Consider the following 18,580-nt stretch of genomic DNA (forward strand, 5'->3'; position numbering starts at 1 on the left):
TATAGATAGCTGACAAAGCAGGCTATTAAAAAGGCCCCACTTACGTGGAGCCTTTATTGTACGCTTTTTAAAGTACGATTTCAGTCAAAACCAATTACATGGTCTGAGTGAAGGTACGAGTAATAACGTCCTGCTGCTGTTCTTTAGTCAGGGAGTTAAAACGTACTGCGTAGCCAGAAACGCGGATGGTCAGCTGCGGATATTTTTCCGGATGTTCCATCGCATCCAGCAGCATTTCGCGGTTCATGACGTTCACGTTCAGGTGCTGACCACCTTCGATGGACGCTTCGTGGTGGAAGTAACCATCCATCAGACCAGCCAGGTTGGTCTTACGAACTTCGTCGTCTTTACCCAGTGCGTTCGGAACGATAGAGAAGGTGTAAGAAATACCATCTTTAGCGTAAGCAAACGGCAGTTTAGCAACGGAGGTCAGAGAGGCAACAGCACCTTTCTGGTCACGACCGTGCATTGGGTTAGCACCCGGTCCGAACGGCGCGCCAGCACGACGACCATCTGGGGTGTTACCAGTTTTCTTACCATAAACCACGTTAGAGGTGATGGTCAGAACAGACTGAGTCGGGATAGCGTTACGATAAGTAGTCAGTTTCTGAATTTTCTTCATGAAACGTTCTACCAGGTCAACCGCCATGTCATCAACGCGAGAGTCGTTGTTACCAAACTGCGGGTATTCGCCTTCGATTTCGAAGTCGATAGCCAGACCGTCTTCGTCACGAATCGGTTTAACTTTCGCATATTTGATTGCAGACAGGGAGTCAGCAGCAACGGACAGACCAGCGATACCACACGCCATGGTGCGGATAACGTCACGGTCGTGCAGCGCCATCAGAGAGGCTTCGTAGCTGTACTTGTCGTGCATGTAGTGGATAACGTTCAGCGCGGTGACGTACTGTTTAGCCAGCCAATCCATGAAGTGATCCATGCGGTCCATAACTTCGTCGAAGTTCAGAACGTCGCCTTTGATCGGTTCAGATTTAGGACCAACCTGCATTTTCAGTTTTTCATCAACGCCACCGTTGATTGCGTACAGCATGGTTTTCGCCAGGTTTGCACGCGCACCGAAGAACTGCATTTGTTTACCAACAACCATCGGGCTTACGCAGCAAGCGATAGCGTAGTCGTCGTTGTTGAAGTCCGGACGCATCAGGTCATCGTTCTCGTACTGCAGAGAAGAGGTGTCGATGGACACTTTAGCGGCGAATTTCTTGAAGTTCAGAGGCAGTTTTTCAGACCACAGAACAGTGATGTTCGGCTCCGGAGAAGGACCCATGGTGTACAGGGTGTTCAGGAAGCGGAAGCTGTTTTTGGTAACCAGAGTACGGCCATCAACGCCCATACCACCGATTGATTCAGTTGCCCAAATCGGGTCACCGGAGAACAGTTCATCATATTCAGGAGTACGCAGGAAGCGAACCATACGCAGTTTCATGACCAGGTGGTCGATCATTTCCTGTGCGTCTTGCTCGGTGATTTTGCCTGCTTTCAGGTCACGTTCGATGTAAGCATCCAGGAAGGTGGATACGCGACCGAAGGACATTGCTGCACCGTTCTGAGATTTAACTGCGGCCAGGTAGCCGAAGTAAGTCCACTGGATAGCTTCCTGAGCGTTGGTAGCCGGACCAGAGATATCGCAGCCATATTTAGCAGCCATTTCTTTGATCTGACCCAGAGCGCGGTGCTGTTCAGCGATTTCTTCACGCAGACGGATAGTTGCTTCCAGGTTTACGCCGTTTTCCAGATCGGACTGCAGAGAGACGAACTGAGCGTATTTGTCTTTCATCAGGTAGTCGATACCGTACAGCGCAACGCGACGGTAGTCACCGATGATACGGCCACGGCCATACGCATCTGGCAGACCAGTCAGAACACCGGATTTACGGCAGTTCAGAATGTCTTTGGTGTAAACATCGAATACGCCCTGGTTGTGGGTTTTGCGGTATTCGGTGAAGATTTTTTTCAGCATCGGGTCCAGTTCGCGATTGTACGCTTTGCAGGAACCTTCAACCATTTTGATGCCGCCAAACGGAATGATCGCACGTTTCAGCGGAGCTTCAGTCTGCAGACCAACAATCTTCTCGAGCGCTTTGTTGATGTAGCCAGCGTCGTGAGAAGTGATGGTAGAAGCAACGGAGGTGTCAAAGTCAACAGGCGCGTGAGTGCGGTTTTCCTGTTTAACGCCTTCCATCACGCTGTCCCACAGTGCAGTGGTCGCATCAGTTGCGCCAGCCAGGAAGGACTCGTCACCCTCATACGGAGTGTAGTTTTTCTGAATGAAGTCACGTACGTTTACTTCATTCTGCCAATCACCTTTGGTAAAACCTTCCCAGGCTGTGGCTAACTTTTCATTAAGCTCGGACATGTAACACCTACCTTCTTAAGTGGATTTTTTATTTACTGCGTGTAATGGGCATCAACAGATTAATGATGATCGTTACCACGCAGATAAATGACCCAGTATGTCAACCCGACCAACAAACCGCCGCCGATAATGTTACCGATCGTAACCGGAATCAGGTTATCGGTGATGAAATTCATCACGGTCAGGTGAGAAAAATTCTCCGGAGAAGACCCAACTGCGGTCCAGAATTCCGGGGTGGCGAAATCGCGTATTACAATACCCATAGGGATCATAAACATGTTTGCGATACTGTGCTCAAAACCGCTGGCAACAAACATTGCGACCGGTAATACCATAATAAACGCTTTGTCCATCAGGCTGCGGCCCGAGTAGCTCATCCATACGGCCAGACACACCATCAGGTTAGCCAGGATACCAAGGCTCACTGCCTCAACAAAAGTATGGTGCACTTTGTGGTCGGCTGTTTGCAGAACGTTGAGCCCCCATGCGCCGTTGGCGGTCATATACTCGCCAGAAAGCCACATGAGTAACACAAAGATCAGGGCGCCAATCAGGTTGCCGACATAAACGTTAAGCCAGTTTTTCGCTAACTGACCCCAGGTAATACGACCACTGGCTTTAGCAACGACGATCAGTACGGTTGAAGTGAAGAGGTCTGCACCGCAGACAACACAAAGGATCAGCCCCAGGGAAAAGCAGATACCACCTACTAATTTCGCCATGCCGAAAGGCATAGTACCAGTGCCGGTTGTGGCGGTGATATAGAAAACAAAGGCAATTGAAATGAATACACCGGCAGTAATTGCCAGATAGAACGTCTTAAGCGGATGTTTCGTTGCTTTATAGACGCCTGCTTCTTCGGCAACTTTGGCCATTGCAGCAGGTAGAATAAGATCAAAAGGGTTGTCAGCTTTCACACTAACTCTCTCTTTATTAAGTCGGCGACGAGATACTAACAAAGCATTATAGATGAGAATTTGATATAGATCATATCTCGCCTGGCTTATAGGCCCGTAAGACGCATGGTTTTTATGCGATTACGGTGTAACATGTTGATTATACATATAAAAATAAATTTTAAAAATTATAAAGTGAGTTGAATTTTTTCTTTCAGCCTCCTATGGGACGGTTAATTAAAATGGAGTAATTGAGATAAAAAACCACATTAATAAGCTAATTTTTTAATATCAACCACTAATATTTAACCTTGCTTTTACATTTATTTTTTGGTTTGACCAAAATAAAAAACGGGGCGCTTTAAGCGCCCCGTAATATAGCTCAGACAATACATTTAGCCTACTCGAGGCAAGTTGTTTGTCACTATTTTGACCAGTGTGCCGCTTTCGCGCGTTGCAATTTCTCATAGGCTTTCAGCAGAGACTGATGTGCCGGGAATGCGTGCAGATCGCTGTCTACTGGCTGAAGTCCATAAAACGGCGCTTCACCACTCAGTGCCGCACTTGCCGCTTCAACCGCCTCAGCGCCGTACATGCGGACGAATGCGTTCAGATACTGCAGCGGCTGACGGTCTTCTTCCTGAGACAGTAGCAACAATGTTTGCAGGCAGCGATAGTAGTTTGCACGTTCCGCGCTAAAGACGGAGGCGTTAAATTCCATCGTCCATTCGGTCCACACCAGGGCCTGCTCCAGATCGCCACCGGCCAGCGCCAGCATCACTTTAAGCTCGCCAATACGCAGGGTGTACCAACCGTTATCCGCACCGGTCGCCAGACCGAGCAGCTCGCGCACGCGGGTGAAGTCGTCAAAACCTTCTTCATCCAACTGTTCAATCAGATTGAGGTAGTCTTCTTTATCCCACTCACTGCCTGGCAGAGAGAGAATGGTGTCACGCAGATGGGTGCCCATAGCGTTGTTGGCTAACCACAGATCTTCTGCCGGATAGATGTCAGACATTCCCGGAACAATAATGCGGCACGCGTAAACGCCCAGGTGCTCATAGTCAGCGATATACACTTCTTTATCTTCAGCATTGAAGATGGCCATCAGGGTGGCGAACTCTTCTTCCGTGGTGCCGGAGAAATTCCAGTCAACGAACGGATAGTCGGCATCCTGCTTGAACAGATCCCAGGAGATCAGACCGCTGGAATCGATGAAGTGAGTTTCAAGGTTGGTATGTTCTGCCACTTCCTCATCGTCGAAGGTCGGTGGGGTGAAGACATCAAGATCCTTCAGACCACGGCCCTGCAGCAGTTCAGTCACGGTACGCTCCAGCGCAACGCCGAAATCCGGGTGTGCGCCGAAGGAGGCAAAGCAGGTACCGTTGGCTGGGTTGAACAGGACAACGCAAATCACCGGATACTTGCCGCCCAGCGAGCCATCGTAGGCAAAAATTGGGAAACCTTCCGCTTCCAGTGTGGCGATGGACTCCACCACTGCCGGATAGCGCGCCATCACCTCGGCCGGGATTTCCGGCAGGCTGATGCTTTCGGCGATAATACGGTTCTTCACATGGCGCTCAAAGACTTCAGACAGGCCCTGAACGCGAGCTTCGTTAGGTGTGTTACCCGCAGACATGCCGTTAGAAACATACAGGTTGCCGATAATATTCATCGGAATGTAGACGGTCTGGTTATCAGACTGGCGGGTAAACGGCAGGCCACAGACGCCACGCTCTTCATTACCAGACTGTAGATCGATAAGCATGCTGCCGGTCAGTTCGTTATCTGGATCGTAAAATGCACGCAGACGCGCATCCAGTAAACCTTCTGGAACATCGTCTTCTTCAGTCAGCGGGAACCATTTTTCGTTCGGGTAATGTACGAAGGGGCCATTGGCGATAGTTTCGCCCAGCCAGAAATCGGCAAAGAAGTAGTTAGTCGACAGACGCTCAAAGTATTCGCCCAGCGCAGAAGCCAGCGCCGCTTTTTTTGTCGCTCCTTTACCGTTGGTGAAGCACAGCGCGCATTCTTTGTCGCGAATATGTACAGACCAGACGTTAGGGACGGGATTCAACCACGAAGCTTCTTCAATTTGAAAACCGAGGTCGAGCAATTTTTGCTGGAAGCGAGCGATGGAGTCTTCCAGAGCGGCATCTTTGCCGGGGATAAATGTTTGCGTCATGAAAATCACTTTTGTCGTACGGAAAGCGCGCAATGATACGGGTTTTCAATGAACGGCGCTATCGTCGCCGGAGCCCATGCGTAAATAAAAGCATTGGCTATGCTTTCTTACAGCCAATCACGTTTAGAGCATATTAATGAAAGCTTTCGATTTACACCGTATGGCGCTTGATAAGGTGCCCATGGATTTTCTGGGGGAAGTTGCGCTACGCAGCCTTTACACCTTTATATTGGTTTTTCTGTTTTTAAAAATCACCGGACGTCGTGGCGTACGCCAGATGTCGCTTTTTGAAGTCCTTATCATCCTTACGCTGGGTTCCGCCGCGGGAGACGTGGCGTTTTATGACGATGTTCCGATGCTGCCGGTGCTGGTGGTCTTTATTACTCTTGCTGTGCTGTATCGGCTGGTAATGTGGCTAATGGCGCATAGTGAAAAAATGGAGGACCTTCTGGAGGGCAAACCCGTCGTGATCATTGAAGACGGCGAGCTGGCATGGTCAAAGCTCAATAGCGCCAATATGACGGAATTTGAATTCTTTATGGAACTGCGTTTGAACGGCGTGGAGCAATTGGGACAAGTGAAACTGGCTATTCTGGAGACGAATGGGCAAATCAGCGTCTACTTCTTTGCCGATGAAGACGTAAAGCCGGGGCTCAGTATTTTGCCTAAACGTTGTACGCAACGATTTAAAGTAATACCTGAAGCAGGGGACTATGCCTGCATACGTTGTAGCGAAGTGGTGCAAATGAAGGCCGGAGATCATCAATTATGTCCGCGCTGTGCAAATCCAGAATGGTCGAAGGCCAGTCGGGCAAAACGGGTTACCTGACAGCAAAAATCTCGGTTTTTACCCGTCAATCCGATAGATTCTGTTGTGTGACCGATGACACATTTTTACCCTTGCCAGTTTTACCCATTGCGGCGCGTGTCACTGAATGATAAAACCGATATCCACAGGAATAACTTATACCAATGTCTGTCACCGGATTATCGTCAATGACAGGATGTTGATTGGACAACAACACAACGTGGTGAGGGGAAATGGCTCAGGTCTTCAATTTTAGTTCAGGTCCGGCAATGTTACCGGCAGAAGTACTTAAACTGGCTCAACAGGATCTTTGTGACTGGAACGGTCTTGGCACGTCAGTGATGGAAATTAGCCACCGTGGCAAAGAATTCATCCAGGTCGCAGAGGAAGCGGAGCAGGATTTTCGCGATCTTCTCAGCATCCCCTCCAACTATAAAGTGTTGTTCTGCCATGGCGGTGGTCGCGGGCAGTTCGCGGGTATCCCGTTAAATATTCTGGGCGATAAAACCACCGCGGATTACGTCGATGCCGGTTATTGGGCCGCCAGCGCAATTAAAGAAGCGAAAAAATACTGCACGCCAAACGTTATTGATGCCAAAGTCACCGTGGACGGCCTGCGTGCTGTTAAGCCGATGAGTGAATGGCAACTTTCTGATAACGCGGCATACCTGCACTATTGCCCGAACGAAACCATCGATGGCATCGCGATCGATGAAACGCCGAATTTTGCCAGCAACGTTGTGGTCACGGCGGATCTGTCCTCTACCATTCTTTCCGCACCGCTTGACGTTAGTCGTTATGGCGTAATTTATGCCGGGGCACAGAAAAATATCGGCCCGGCCGGTCTGACGATTGTCATCGTCCGTGAAGATTTGCTGGGTAAAGCTCATGTCTCATGCCCGTCAATCCTCGACTATACCGTGCTGAATGACAACGATTCCATGTTCAATACGCCGCCAACCTTTGCCTGGTATCTGTCTGGCCTGGTCTTTAAATGGCTGAAAAAGCAGGGCGGTGTTAATGCGATGGATAAAATTAACCAGCAAAAAGCGGAATTGCTCTACGGCGTAATCGATAACAGCGATTTCTACCGTAACGATGTGGCGAAATCCAACCGTTCACGCATGAACGTACCGTTCCAGTTGGCTGACAGCGCATTGGATAAACTGTTCCTTGAAGAGTCTTTTGCTGCGGGCCTGCACGCGCTGAAAGGGCATCGTGTGGTCGGCGGTATGCGTGCGTCCATCTACAATGCCATGCCGCTTGAAGGTGTTAAAGCACTGACCGATTTCATGGTCGATTTCGAACGCCGCCGCGGCTAATCTGCTGTACTTTTCATCCCCACAGCCCGTCTGTGGGGTTTTTATGTCTGTTTTTGAGAGTCGAGTTTCATGGAATCCCTGACGTTACAACCCATTGCGCGGGTGGATGGCACCATCAATCTGCCTGGATCCAAAAGTGTTTCTAACCGCGCTTTGCTGCTGGCTGCATTAGCCAATGGCACCACTGTCCTGACCAATCTGCTGGACAGCGATGATGTTCGCCATATGCTCAATGCTCTGAATGCGTTAGGGATTAGCTATACCCTTTCTGCCGATCGTACCCGCTGCGAGATAGTTGGCAATGGCGGTGTGTTGCACGCAGAAGGTGCAGTTGAGCTGTTCCTTGGCAACGCCGGAACCGCAATGCGCCCACTGGCCGCAGCGCTATGTCTGGGCAGCAATGACATCGTGCTGACGGGCGAACCGCGCATGAAAGAGCGCCCGATTGGCCATTTGGTTGATGCGCTGCGCCAGGGCGGAGCCAAAATTGACTATCTGGAGCAGGAAAACTATCCACCTTTACGTCTGCGCGGTGGCTTTACCGGAGGCCAGGTTGAGGTAGATGGTAGCGTTTCCAGCCAGTTCCTCACTGCGTTGCTGATGACTGCGCCGCTGGCGCCACAGGATACGACGATAGCAATTAAAGGTGATCTGGTATCCAAACCTTACATTGATATCACACTGAACCTGATGAAAACGTTTGGTGTTGAAATTGAAAATCAAAACTACCAGCGCTTTGTCGTGAAGGGGCAGCAGCAGTATCAGTCACCGGGTGCATACCTGGTTGAAGGTGATGCTTCTTCCGCTTCCTATTTCCTTGCGGCGGGTGCTATTAAAGGCGGTACGGTAAAAGTTACCGGGATTGGCCGCAACAGCATGCAGGGTGATATTCGTTTTGCCGATGTACTGGAGAAAATGGGTGCAACCATTACATGGGGCGACGATTTTATTGCCTGTACTCACGGCGAGTTGAACGCAGTGGATATGGATATGAACCATATTCCTGATGCGGCGATGACCATTGCAACGGCGGCGCTGTTCGCTAAAGGCACCACGACATTACGTAATATCTACAACTGGCGCGTCAAAGAGACCGATCGTCTGTTCGCGATGGCGACGGAGTTACGCAAAGTGGGCGCGGAAGTGGAAGAGGGGCATGACTTTATCCGCATCACCCCGCCTGCAACATTGCAATTTGCGGACATCGCGACCTACAACGATCACCGCATGGCGATGTGTTTCTCGCTGGTGGCGCTGTCTGACACGCCGGTGACCATTCTTGACCCAAAATGTACCGCCAAAACCTTCCCGGATTATTTCGAACAGTTGGCTCGTATTAGTACATCTGCCTGATTTTATTGCCGCACTTTCGGGTGCGGCACATTCTGACATCTCCGATTGCCTATTTATTCTACACTCAGCTTCAATGATTCTGCATTTTTCACACAAAGATAACGATCGTTGGCGTTGGCGCGTATAATGCGCGGCGTTCACGTTAATGTACGCCCGTTTAAGGAGAAAAAGATGACGGCAATTGCCCCGGTTATTACCATTGATGGCCCAAGTGGTGCAGGTAAAGGCACCTTGTGCAAGGCAATGGCGGAAGCATTGCAGTGGCATCTGTTAGATTCAGGCGCGATCTACCGCGTACTGGCGCTCGCAGCGTTACATCACCATGTTGATGTCACATCTGAAGATGCTCTGGTACCGCTTGCCTCACACCTTGATGTGCGTTTTATCTCAACAGACGGCAACCTGGAAGTCATTCTTGAAGGTGAAGATGTCAGCGGTGAAATACGTACTCAGGAAGTAGCGAATGCCGCCTCTCAGGTTGCGGCGTTTCCCCGCGTGCGTGAAGCGTTATTACGTCGTCAACGCGCATTTCGCGAATCCCCAGGTCTGATTGCTGATGGACGTGATATGGGCACCGTGGTGTTCCCGGATGCGCCGGTGAAAATTTTTCTGGACGCCTCCTCGCAAGAACGTGCGCATAGACGTATGCTACAGTTGCAGGAGAAGGGCTTTAGTGTTAACTTTGAACGCCTTTTGGCCGAGATCGAAGAACGCGATTATCGCGATCGTAATCGTGCTGTAGCGCCGCTGGTTCCCGCTGCTGATGCTTTAGTTTTGGATTCAACCCGATTAAGCATTGAGCAAGTGATTGAAAAAGCGTTACAATACGCGCGCCAAAAACTGGCTCTCGCTTAAGTGCGACCGAATTTGCAGTACCCCCGTTGCAATGGATTGACAGCGGGTATGTTAAACAACCCCATCCGGCATGGAGCCAGGTGGACGTTAAATATGAAACCTGAAGATTAAACATGACTGAATCTTTTGCTCAACTGTTTGAAGAATCCTTAAAAGAAATCGAAACCCGTCCGGGTTCCATCGTTCGTGGTGTTGTTGTTGCTATCGACAAAGACGTAGTACTGGTTGACGCTGGTCTGAAATCTGAGTCCGCCATTCCGGCAGAGCAGTTCAAAAACGCCCAGGGCGAGCTGGAAATCCAGGTTGGTGACGAAGTTGACGTTGCTCTGGATGCAGTAGAAGACGGCTTCGGTGAAACCCTGCTGTCCCGTGAAAAAGCTAAACGTCACGAAGCTTGGATCACGCTGGAAAAAGCTTACGAAGAAGCTGCAACCGTTACTGGTGTTATCAATGGCAAAGTCAAGGGTGGCTTCACTGTTGAGCTGAATGGTATTCGCGCGTTCCTGCCGGGTTCCCTGGTAGACGTTCGTCCGGTCCGCGACACGCTGCACCTGGAAGGCAAAGAGCTTGAATTCAAAGTAATCAAGCTGGATCAGAAGCGTAACAACGTTGTTGTTTCCCGTCGTGCCGTTATCGAATCCGAAAACAGCGCAGAACGCGATCAGCTGCTGGAAAACCTGCAGGAAGGCATGGAAGTTAAAGGTATCGTTAAGAACCTCACTGACTACGGTGCATTCGTTGATCTGGGTGGCGTTGACGGCCTGCTGCACATCACCGACATGGCATGGAAACGCGTTAAGCATCCGAGCGAAATCGTAAACGTTGGCGACGAAATCACTGTTAAAGTGCTGAAGTTCGACCGCGAGCGTACTCGTGTATCTCTGGGCCTGAAACAGCTGGGCGAAGATCCATGGGTAGCTATCGCTAAGCGTTATCCGGAAGGTACCAAACTGACTGGTCGCGTGACCAACCTGACCGACTACGGCTGCTTCGTTGAAATCGAAGAAGGCGTTGAAGGCCTGGTTCACGTTTCCGAAATGGATTGGACCAACAAAAACATCCACCCGTCCAAAGTTGTTAACGTTGGCGATGTAGTGGAAGTTATGGTTCTGGATATCGACGAAGAACGTCGTCGTATCTCCCTGGGTCTGAAGCAGTGCAAAAACAACCCATGGCAGCAGTTCGCGGAAACCCACAACAAGGGTGACCGTGTTGAAGGTAAAATCAAGTCTATCACTGACTTCGGTATCTTCATCGGCTTGGACGGCGGCATCGACGGCCTGGTTCACCTGTCTGACATCTCCTGGAACGTTGCAGGCGAAGAAGCAGTTCGTGAATACAAAAAAGGCGACGAAATCGCAGCAGTTGTTCTGCAGGTTGACGCAGAGCGTGAGCGTATCTCTCTGGGCGTTAAACAGCTCGCAGAAGATCCGTTCAACAACTGGGTTGCACTGAACAAGAAAGGCGCAATCGTAAACGGTAAAGTCACTGCAGTTGACGCTAAAGGCGCAACCGTAGAACTGGCTGACGGCGTTGAAGGTTACCTGCGCGCTTCTGAAGCTTCACGTGACCGCGTTGAAGATGCAACTCTGGTTCTGAGCGTAGGCGACGACGTTGAAGCTAAATTCACCGGCGTTGATCGTAAGAACCGTGCAATCAGCCTGTCTGTTCGTGCTAAAGACGAAGCTGATGAGAAAGATGCAATCGCAACTGTTAACAAACAGGAAGATGCTAACTTCTCTAACAACGCAATGGCTGAAGCTTTCAAAGCAGCTAAAGGCGAGTAATATCGAGTGCTCTAAATCCTTTGTGCTGTTAACGGCACAAAGGGTGACGAGTAGCTTGACAGATTACAGGATTCGTCCTGTAATCAATGACAAAGGGCGGCTACGGCCGCCCTTAATCAATGCAGCAGCTAATTATGCCTTTAAGGAACCGGAGGAATCATGACCAAGTCAGAATTGATTGAAAGACTTGCAACCCAGCAACCTCATATTCCCGCGAAAGCGGTTGAAGATGCAGTTAAAGAGATGCTGGAACATATGGCCTCGACTCTTGCGCAGGGCGAGCGTATTGAAATCCGCGGTTTCGGCAGCTTCTCTTTGCATTACCGCGCACCACGCACCGGACGTAATCCGAAGACCGGCGATAAAGTGGATCTGGAAGGGAAATACGTTCCGCACTTTAAACCAGGTAAAGAACTGCGCGATCGCGCCAATATTTACGGTTAAGTTTTTAGCGAGACTTAACGCCGAGAAAAGCACCCAAATGGGTGCTTTTTTCATTTCTGTCCACCTATCCTGGAATCCTCATCCCAGTTAATTTGTACGTTACAACCATCACTAAATGTCTGCGGAACTCAGGTCGTATAACGATAAATTGATGCCAGACAACCGTCGAAGAGTACTGCACACTCCCTGTAACAGGGAGGTGATTGATGAAAATAACAACGGTGAGTATCTGCGCATTACTCGGCATTCTCCCACTCATGCTATTACCTATGCTGCCAGGCATGTTGTGTATCGGCATTGTATTTTGTCTGGCATGTCTGCTCTGTTTTCTCCCCTACAAATATATGCGTTCCGCCGGACTAACCCTGCTGTTTTTTCTTTGGGGAATCCTGGCCGCGAAAGAGGCTCTGTGGGCCGGTAATACGCTGCCTGCGAAAACCCAGCAAGCCATTGTGCGGATAACCGGAACTGACAATATGACAACGCACTACGGCCAGATCACTCACCTTCAGGGGAAACGAATCTTTCCTGCGCAAGGAATCGTCTTGTACGGGCAGTATTTACCCGGTGATGTTTGTGCGGGTCAGACATGGGCGATGACGTTGAAAGTCCGCGCTGTACATGGTCAATTAAACGAAGGCGGATTTGATAGCCAGCGTTACGCATTGGCACAGCATCAACCGCTGACGGGACGATTCTTGCAGGCTTCGGTAATCACACCACAATGCAGTTTGCGTTCGCGGTATCTCTCCTCGCTGAAAACGGCACTCACCGACTATCCCTGGCAGCAGGTCATACTGGGTCTGGGAATGGGGGAGCGCTTGTCTGTGTCACCAGAGGTGAAAACGATTATGCGTGATACCGGCACGGCTCATTTGATGGCTATCTCCGGGCTGCATATTGCGTTTGCTGCATTACTGACCGCAGGATTGATACGTGCTGGACAATTTTTTATGCCAACAAGGTGGATTTGCTGGCAGATGCCATTAGTGGGTGGGATTGTCTGCGCCACATTTTATGCCTGGCTGACGGGGCTGCAACCCCCGGCATTACGAACGGTTGTTGCGCTGCTAGTCTGGGGGGCGCTGAGACTTAGCGGCAGACAGTGGAGTGGATGGTCGGTCTGGATCTGCTGTCTGGCAGCCATCGTGGTGGTGGATCCTGTTGCTGTTCTTTCGCAAAGCCTATGGTTGTCTGCATCTGCCGTTGCGGCACTGCTGTTCTGGTACCAATGGGTACCGCTCCCGGACTGGCCGCTGTCGCGTGCTGGACGTCAATTTCTGGCGCTGGCTCATCTGCAATTGGGTATTACGCTTCTGCTTCTTCCCGTGCAAATCGCAATGTTTCACGGTTTTAGTCTGACCTCGTTTCTGGCTAATTTGTTTGCCGTCCCTTTGGTCACGTTTGTTTCCGTACCCTTGATATTAGCAGGCATGATCATGCATTTAGCCGGGACGGTGATGGTTGAATCAAGCCTGTGGTATCTGGCGGATCGTTCTCTGGCGCTGCTATTTTGGGGGCTCAGAAGTCTGCCTGAAGGGTGGATCAATATTGATGCACGCTGGCAATGGCTCGCATTTTTACCCGGAATGATGATTATCGCATGGCGACTAAATATCTTGCGTACGCTACCGGTGGTCTGTTTCTCTGTGCTCCTTTTGCTGAGTGGGCCGCTTTGGCGTGCACCGCGTACTGATGTGTGGCAAGTGCATATGCTGGATGTCGGGCAGGGGCTGGCGATGGTGATCGCGCGAAATGGGAAAGCGTTGCTTTACGATACCGGTCTGGCATGGCCTGAAGGCGATAGCGCAGAACATCTGATTATTCCCTGGTTGCGTTGGCATAATCTGGAGCCAGAAGGAATTATTTTAAGCCATGAGCACATGGATCACCGCGGCGGGTTGCACTCCTTACAACAAGCCTGGCCGTCGCTATGGGTAAGAAGTCCGCTGAGCTGGAAAGGTCATCTCCCGTGTTTTCGCGGAGATCATTGGCAATGGCAAGGGTTAACCTTCAGTGCGCACTGGCCTGTGCGTGGAAATACAGACCAGGGGAATAACCACTCCTGTGTGGTTAAGGTCGATGACGGATATCAGAGTATTCTGCTGACCGGCGATATCGAATCTCCTGCTGAACAAAAAATGCTAAGTCACTATTGGCAGCACCTTCAGTCGACGGTGATGCAGGTTCCACATCATGGCAGCAATACTTCATCATCACTGGCACTCATTCAGCGGGTTGACGGGCAGGTCGCACTCGCCTCTGCATCCCGTTACAACGCCTGGCGTCTGCCGTCCTGGAAAGTGAAGCAACGTTATCGGCAACAAAATTATCAATGGCTGGATACCCCCCATCAGGGACAGATTACGCTGGATTTTTATCAAAAAAACTGGCGCATACGCAGCATGCGGGATCAGATTTTACCTCGTTGGTATCATCAGTGGTTTGGCGTGTCGGAGGATAACGGGTAGAATATGCGGCTATTCTAACAAATGCTGGTTTTTTGAATGCATAACGATAAAGATCTCTCTACGTGGCAGACGTTTCGCCGACTATGGCCAACCATAGCGCCTTTTAAATCGGGTCTGATCGTGGCGGGTATAGCGTTAGTCCTTAACGCGGCCAGCGATACCTTCATGTTATCGCTCCTTAAACCATTACTGGATGATGGTTTTGGTAAAACGGATCGCTCGGTGCTGCTGTGGATGCCGCTGGTGGTCATTGGGCTGATGATAGTTCGTGGCTTAACCAGCTATGTCTCCAGCTACTGTATCTCATGGGTGTCAGGCAAAGTGGTCATGACCATGCGCCGCCGCCTGTTTGGTCATATGATGGGCATGCCCGTCTCCTTTTTTGATAAACAGTCTACAGGGACATTGTTATCACGTATTACCTATGATTCAGAACAGGTTGCGTCATCGTCTTCCGGCGCGCTGATCACCGTGGTACGTGAAGGGGCCTCAATCATTGGCCTGTTTATCATGATGTTCTATTACAGCTGGCAGCTGTCGCTGATCCTGATTGTACTGGCGCCAATTGTGTCAGTGGCAATCCGTGTGGTTTCCAAGCGCTTTCGTAGCATCAGTAAAAACATGCAAAACACCATGGGGCAGGTTACGACCAGTGCGGAGCAGATGCTGAAAGGCCATAAAGAAGTTCTGATTTTTGGTGGTCAGGAAGTTGAAACCAAGCGCTTTGATAATGTCAGCAACAAGATGCGTTTGCAGGGTATGAAGATGGTTTCCGCTTCTTCTATCTCCGACCCTATCATCCAGCTGATTGCGTCTTTGGCACTGGCCTTCGTGTTGTATGCGGCCAGCTTCCCAAGCGTAATGGAAAACCTGACAGCAGGTACAATTACGGTTGTCTTCTCCTCAATGATCGCATTAATGCGTCCGTTGAAATCTCTGACCAACGTCAACGCGCAGTTCCAGCGCGGTATGGCGGCATGCCAGACCTTATTTACGATTCTGGATAGCGAACAGGAGAAAGATGAAGGTAAACGTGTGATCGATCGTGCTACCGGCGATCTCGAGTTCCGCAACGTGACTTTCACTTATCCGGGACGTGAAGTACCGGCTCTGCGTAACATCAACCTGAATATTCCAGCGGGTAAAACCGTTGCTCTGGTTGGCCGTTCGGGCTCAGGGAAATCCACTCTCGCCAGCCTGATTACGCGCTTCTACGATGTTGATGAAGGGCAGATTCTGATGGACGGACACGATCTGCGCGAATATACCCTGGCATCACTGCGCGATCAGGTTGCGTTGGTTTCGCAGAATGTGCACTTGTTTAACGATACGGTTGCCAACAATATCGCCTACGCGCGTACCGATATGTACAGCCGTGAGCAGATCGAAAAAGCGGCACAGATGGCCTACGCTATGGATTTCATCAACAAGATGGACAATGGCCTGGATACGGTGATTGGTGAAAACGGCGTCCTGCTTTCCGGCGGACAACGTCAGCGTATCGCTATTGCCCGTGCCTTGTTGCGTGACAGCCCAATACTGATCCTTGATGAAGCAACATCGGCTCTTGATACTGAATCTGAACGCGCGATTCAGTCTGCGCTGGATGAGCTACAGAAAAACCGTACTTCTCTGGTCATTGCTCACCGTCTTTCAACCATTGAACAAGCCGATGAAATCATCGTGGTGGAGGATGGTCTGATTGTCGAACGCGGGACTCATAGCGAGCTGATTGAGCAGCGCGGGGTGTATGCGCAATTACATAAAATGCAATTTGGTCAATGATCGCACGTATCTGGTCTGGTGAATCGCCGCTGTGGCGATTGTTACTTCCACTCTCCTGGCTGTATGGCCTGGTGAGTGGCGCGATCCGCTTATGCTACAAGTTGGGGCTTAAACGCGCATGGCGCGCGCCAGTCCCGGTTGTGGTGGTCGGAAACCTTACCGCGGGCGGAAACGGTAAAACGCCGGTGGTGATTTGGTTGGTTGAACAACTGCGACAACGCGGGATTCGCGTGGGTGTGGTGTCGCGTGGTTATGGCGGGAAAGCGACTGCTTACCCGCTGTTGCTAACCGCTGATACTACTACCGCAGAAGCGGGCGATGAACCTGTGCTGATCGCCCAACGTACCGGCGTGCCGGTAGCGGTATCCCCGGTAAGATCGGATGCGGTAAAGGCCATTTTGGCCCAACACGACGTGCAGATTATTGTGACGGACGATGGACTACAGCACTATCGTCTGGCGCGAGATGTTGAAATCGTAGTCATTGACGGCGAACGTCGGTTTGGCAACGGCTGGTGGCTTCCCGCTGGTCCAATGCGGGAACGCGCAGGTCGCCTTAAATCGGTGGATGCGACTATTGTTAACGGTGGCGTTGCGCAACCAGGGGAAATCCCTATGCGACTTGAACCGGGGCTGGCCGTTAATTTACGTACAGGTGAACGCCGTGATGTGGCGCAATTGTCCAATATTGTCGCCATGGCGGGCATTGGTCATCCACCGCGTTTTTTTGCCACGCTGAAAGCATGTGGTGCCAGCGTGCAAAAAAGCATTGCGCTGGCAGACCATCAGTCTCTGACCTACAGTGACGTCAGTGCGTTTGTAGGGGCCGGGCAAACGCTGGTCATGACGGAAAAAGATGCGGTTAAGTGCCGGGCATTTGCCGATGAAAACTGGTGGTATTTACCTGTTGATGCACATTTGTCAGGCGATCGGCCTGATGTATTGCTGAATAGCTTAATCTCGCTGACTCGCTAACTGATTCACGCTGCGGCAGCGAATCATTTATGAGGCCATAAATGTCGTTGCCGCGCCTTTCTCTGACGGATGCCCGTCATCTTCACCTTGCTGCTCAAGGTCTGCTGAAAAAAACACGCCGCCGGGCGACCCCGGCAGATATTCTCGCGACCATTTCGCGCATGTCGTTACTGCAAATCGACACCATCAATATTGTGGCGCGCAGTCCTTACCTGGTGCTGTTTAGTCGTTTAGGCGATTATTCCCCCCAATGGCTGGACGACTCGTTACAGCAGGGCGAACTGATGGAATACTGGGCGCACGAGGCCTGTTTTTTGCCGCGCAGCGATTTTATGCTGATACGTCACCGCATGCTGGCCCCGGAGAATATGGGCTGGAAATATAAAGCGGCGTGGATGAAAGAACATGCGCATGAGATTGAGCAACTGCTCCAGCACATCCAGCATAACGGGCCGGTACGCTCAGCTGATTTTGAGCATCCACGCAAAGGGACCAGCGGCTGGTGGGAATGGAAACCGCAGAAGCGTCATCTTGAAGGGTTGTTCACCGCCGGGAAAGTGATGGTCGTGGAACGGCGTAATTTCCAGCGAGTGTATGATTTAACCCATCGCGTCATGCCGCACTGGGACGATGAACGCGACCCACTTTCGCAGGAAGATGCGGAAAGTGTCATGCTGGATAACAGCGCCCGCAGTCTGGGGATTTTCCGCGAACAATGGCTGGCAGACTACTACCGCCTGAAGCGCCCGGCGCTAAAAAACTGGTGCAACGAACGGGCGGAACAGCGGCAGATTATTCCTGTCGACGTTGAGGGGCTAGGAGCCTTGTGGCTGCATAGCCACCTTCAGCCGCTGCTTGAACAGGCGTTGGCGGGCAAATTAACGGCGACTCACAGTGCAGTATTATCACCTTTTGATCCGGTGGTCTGGGATCGTAAACGGGCAGAGCAGCTATTCGATTTTAGCTACCGGCTGGAGTGTTATACACCAGCACCGAAACGTCAGTACGGTTATTTCGTCTTACCGCTGCTGCATCGTGGACAGTTGGTTGGGCGGATGGATGCCAAAATGCACCGCAAAACAGGTGTGCTGGACGTTATTTCGCTGTGGTTACAGGATGGGGTTAAGCCTGGAGTGACGTTGCAAAAAGGATTGTTTCAGGCGATTGACGATTTTGCCCGCTGGCAGCAGGCAGCACGCGTGACGCTGGGACGTTATCCTGAAGGTTTATTTGCTGATGCACGCCATGGTTGGGAAATAGACCCAGCCCTTTAAGCGATTATGTTAATATTTACGGATTCACAATCCGGTCCATCTGGAGGAA

13 protein-coding genes are annotated in these 18,580 nt (G+C 50.8%); 10 read left to right on the forward strand and 3 right to left on the reverse strand.

Annotated elements, in window-relative coordinates:
- Window positions 1–94: 94 nt before the first annotated feature.
- From pflB to ycaO, 3 genes are all read right to left on the reverse strand, one after another.
- Window positions 95–2,377: a formate C-acetyltransferase gene (pflB, locus tag OGY08_RS24895; RefSeq protein WP_003035753.1), complete on the reverse strand. Its 2,283-nt coding sequence runs from the start codon at window positions 2,375–2,377 to the stop codon at window positions 95–97.
- 59 nt (window positions 2,378–2,436) lie between these two features.
- A complete protein-coding gene (gene focA, locus OGY08_RS24900; protein WP_003831909.1) occupies window positions 2,437–3,294 on the reverse strand; it encodes a formate transporter FocA in 858 nt (285 codons plus the stop codon).
- A gap of 403 nt (window positions 3,295–3,697) precedes the next feature.
- Window positions 3,698–5,458 carry a 30S ribosomal protein S12 methylthiotransferase accessory factor YcaO gene (ycaO, locus tag OGY08_RS24905; protein ID WP_020996515.1) on the reverse strand — a complete coding sequence of 587 codons (1,761 nt, stop codon included), beginning with the start codon at window positions 5,456–5,458 and terminating at the stop codon, window positions 3,698–3,700.
- Between the two features lie 136 nt (window positions 5,459–5,594).
- Between ycaO and OGY08_RS24910 the strand changes: the two genes are divergently transcribed.
- The 10 genes from OGY08_RS24910 (at window position 5,595) to OGY08_RS24955 (ending at window position 18,531) form a co-directional block, all read left to right on the forward strand.
- Window positions 5,595–6,287, forward strand: a complete 693-nt coding sequence (locus OGY08_RS24910) for a DUF421 domain-containing protein (protein ID WP_008784261.1) — start codon at window positions 5,595–5,597, stop codon at window positions 6,285–6,287.
- A gap of 212 nt (window positions 6,288–6,499) precedes the next feature.
- Window positions 6,500–7,588, forward strand: a complete 1,089-nt coding sequence (serC, locus tag OGY08_RS24915; protein ID WP_032942886.1) for a 3-phosphoserine/phosphohydroxythreonine transaminase — start codon at window positions 6,500–6,502, stop codon at window positions 7,586–7,588.
- Window positions 7,589–7,657: 69 nt separating this feature from the next.
- Window positions 7,658–8,941 (forward strand): 3-phosphoshikimate 1-carboxyvinyltransferase, encoded by a 1,284-nt coding sequence (gene aroA, locus OGY08_RS24920; RefSeq protein ID WP_003831919.1) that lies wholly within the window; start codon window positions 7,658–7,660, stop codon window positions 8,939–8,941.
- Window positions 8,942–9,112: 171 nt separating this feature from the next.
- The gene (gene cmk, locus OGY08_RS24925; protein ID WP_003831921.1) at window positions 9,113–9,796 is read left to right on the forward strand and encodes a (d)CMP kinase; all 684 of its coding nucleotides are present in this window, start codon (window positions 9,113–9,115) and stop codon (window positions 9,794–9,796) included.
- Window positions 9,797–9,909: 113 nt separating this feature from the next.
- Window positions 9,910–11,583: a 30S ribosomal protein S1 gene (gene rpsA / locus OGY08_RS24930; protein ID WP_003035776.1), complete on the forward strand. Its 1,674-nt coding sequence runs from the start codon at window positions 9,910–9,912 to the stop codon at window positions 11,581–11,583.
- A gap of 159 nt (window positions 11,584–11,742) precedes the next feature.
- The gene (gene ihfB, locus OGY08_RS24935; RefSeq protein ID WP_003035780.1) at window positions 11,743–12,027 is read left to right on the forward strand and encodes an integration host factor subunit beta; all 285 of its coding nucleotides are present in this window, start codon (window positions 11,743–11,745) and stop codon (window positions 12,025–12,027) included.
- 206 nt (window positions 12,028–12,233) lie between these two features.
- Window positions 12,234–14,498 carry a ComEC family protein gene (locus OGY08_RS24940; RefSeq protein WP_125363236.1) on the forward strand — a complete coding sequence of 755 codons (2,265 nt, stop codon included), beginning with the start codon at window positions 12,234–12,236 and terminating at the stop codon, window positions 14,496–14,498.
- Window positions 14,499–14,534: 36 nt separating this feature from the next.
- The gene (gene msbA / locus OGY08_RS24945) at window positions 14,535–16,283 is read left to right on the forward strand and encodes a lipid A ABC transporter ATP-binding protein/permease MsbA (protein ID WP_003831926.1); all 1,749 of its coding nucleotides are present in this window, start codon (window positions 14,535–14,537) and stop codon (window positions 16,281–16,283) included.
- Window positions 16,280–17,257 carry a tetraacyldisaccharide 4'-kinase gene (lpxK, locus tag OGY08_RS24950; protein WP_125363235.1) on the forward strand — a complete coding sequence of 326 codons (978 nt, stop codon included), beginning with the start codon at window positions 16,280–16,282 and terminating at the stop codon, window positions 17,255–17,257. Before msbA ends, lpxK begins: the two co-directional genes overlap by 4 nt.
- 41 nt (window positions 17,258–17,298) lie before the next feature.
- Complete coding sequence (locus OGY08_RS24955) at window positions 17,299–18,531, forward strand: winged helix-turn-helix domain-containing protein (protein ID WP_137377326.1); 1,233 nt, start codon at window positions 17,299–17,301, stop codon at window positions 18,529–18,531.
- Window positions 18,532–18,580: the final 49 nt, after the last annotated feature.

The organism is Citrobacter sp. Cpo069 (genome assembly GCF_030332785.1).
Lineage (GTDB): Bacteria > Pseudomonadota > Gammaproteobacteria > Enterobacterales > Enterobacteriaceae > Citrobacter > Citrobacter portucalensis.

Bases quoted from the DNA above. Each gene is read 5' to 3' on its own strand.
- pflB (WP_003035753.1), bottom strand. From the start codon at position 2,377: ATGTCCGAGCTTAATGAAAAGTTAGCCACAGCCTGGGAAGGTTTTACC.
- ycaO (WP_020996515.1), bottom strand. From the start codon at position 5,458: ATGACGCAAACATTTATCCCCGGCAAAGATGCCGCTCTGGAAGACTCC.
- OGY08_RS24910 (WP_008784261.1), top strand. From the start codon at position 5,595: ATGAAAGCTTTCGATTTACACCGTATGGCGCTTGATAAGGTGCCCATG.
- serC (WP_032942886.1), top strand. From the start codon at position 6,500: ATGGCTCAGGTCTTCAATTTTAGTTCAGGTCCGGCAATGTTACCGGCA.
- aroA (WP_003831919.1), top strand. From the start codon at position 7,658: ATGGAATCCCTGACGTTACAACCCATTGCGCGGGTGGATGGCACCATC.
- cmk (WP_003831921.1), top strand. From the start codon at position 9,113: ATGACGGCAATTGCCCCGGTTATTACCATTGATGGCCCAAGTGGTGCA.
- rpsA (WP_003035776.1), top strand. From the start codon at position 9,910: ATGACTGAATCTTTTGCTCAACTGTTTGAAGAATCCTTAAAAGAAATC.
- ihfB (WP_003035780.1), top strand. From the start codon at position 11,743: ATGACCAAGTCAGAATTGATTGAAAGACTTGCAACCCAGCAACCTCAT.
- OGY08_RS24940 (WP_125363236.1), top strand. From the start codon at position 12,234: ATGAAAATAACAACGGTGAGTATCTGCGCATTACTCGGCATTCTCCCA.
- msbA (WP_003831926.1), top strand. From the start codon at position 14,535: ATGCATAACGATAAAGATCTCTCTACGTGGCAGACGTTTCGCCGACTA.
- lpxK (WP_125363235.1), top strand. From the start codon at position 16,280: ATGATCGCACGTATCTGGTCTGGTGAATCGCCGCTGTGGCGATTGTTA.
- OGY08_RS24955 (WP_137377326.1), top strand. From the start codon at position 17,299: ATGTCGTTGCCGCGCCTTTCTCTGACGGATGCCCGTCATCTTCACCTT.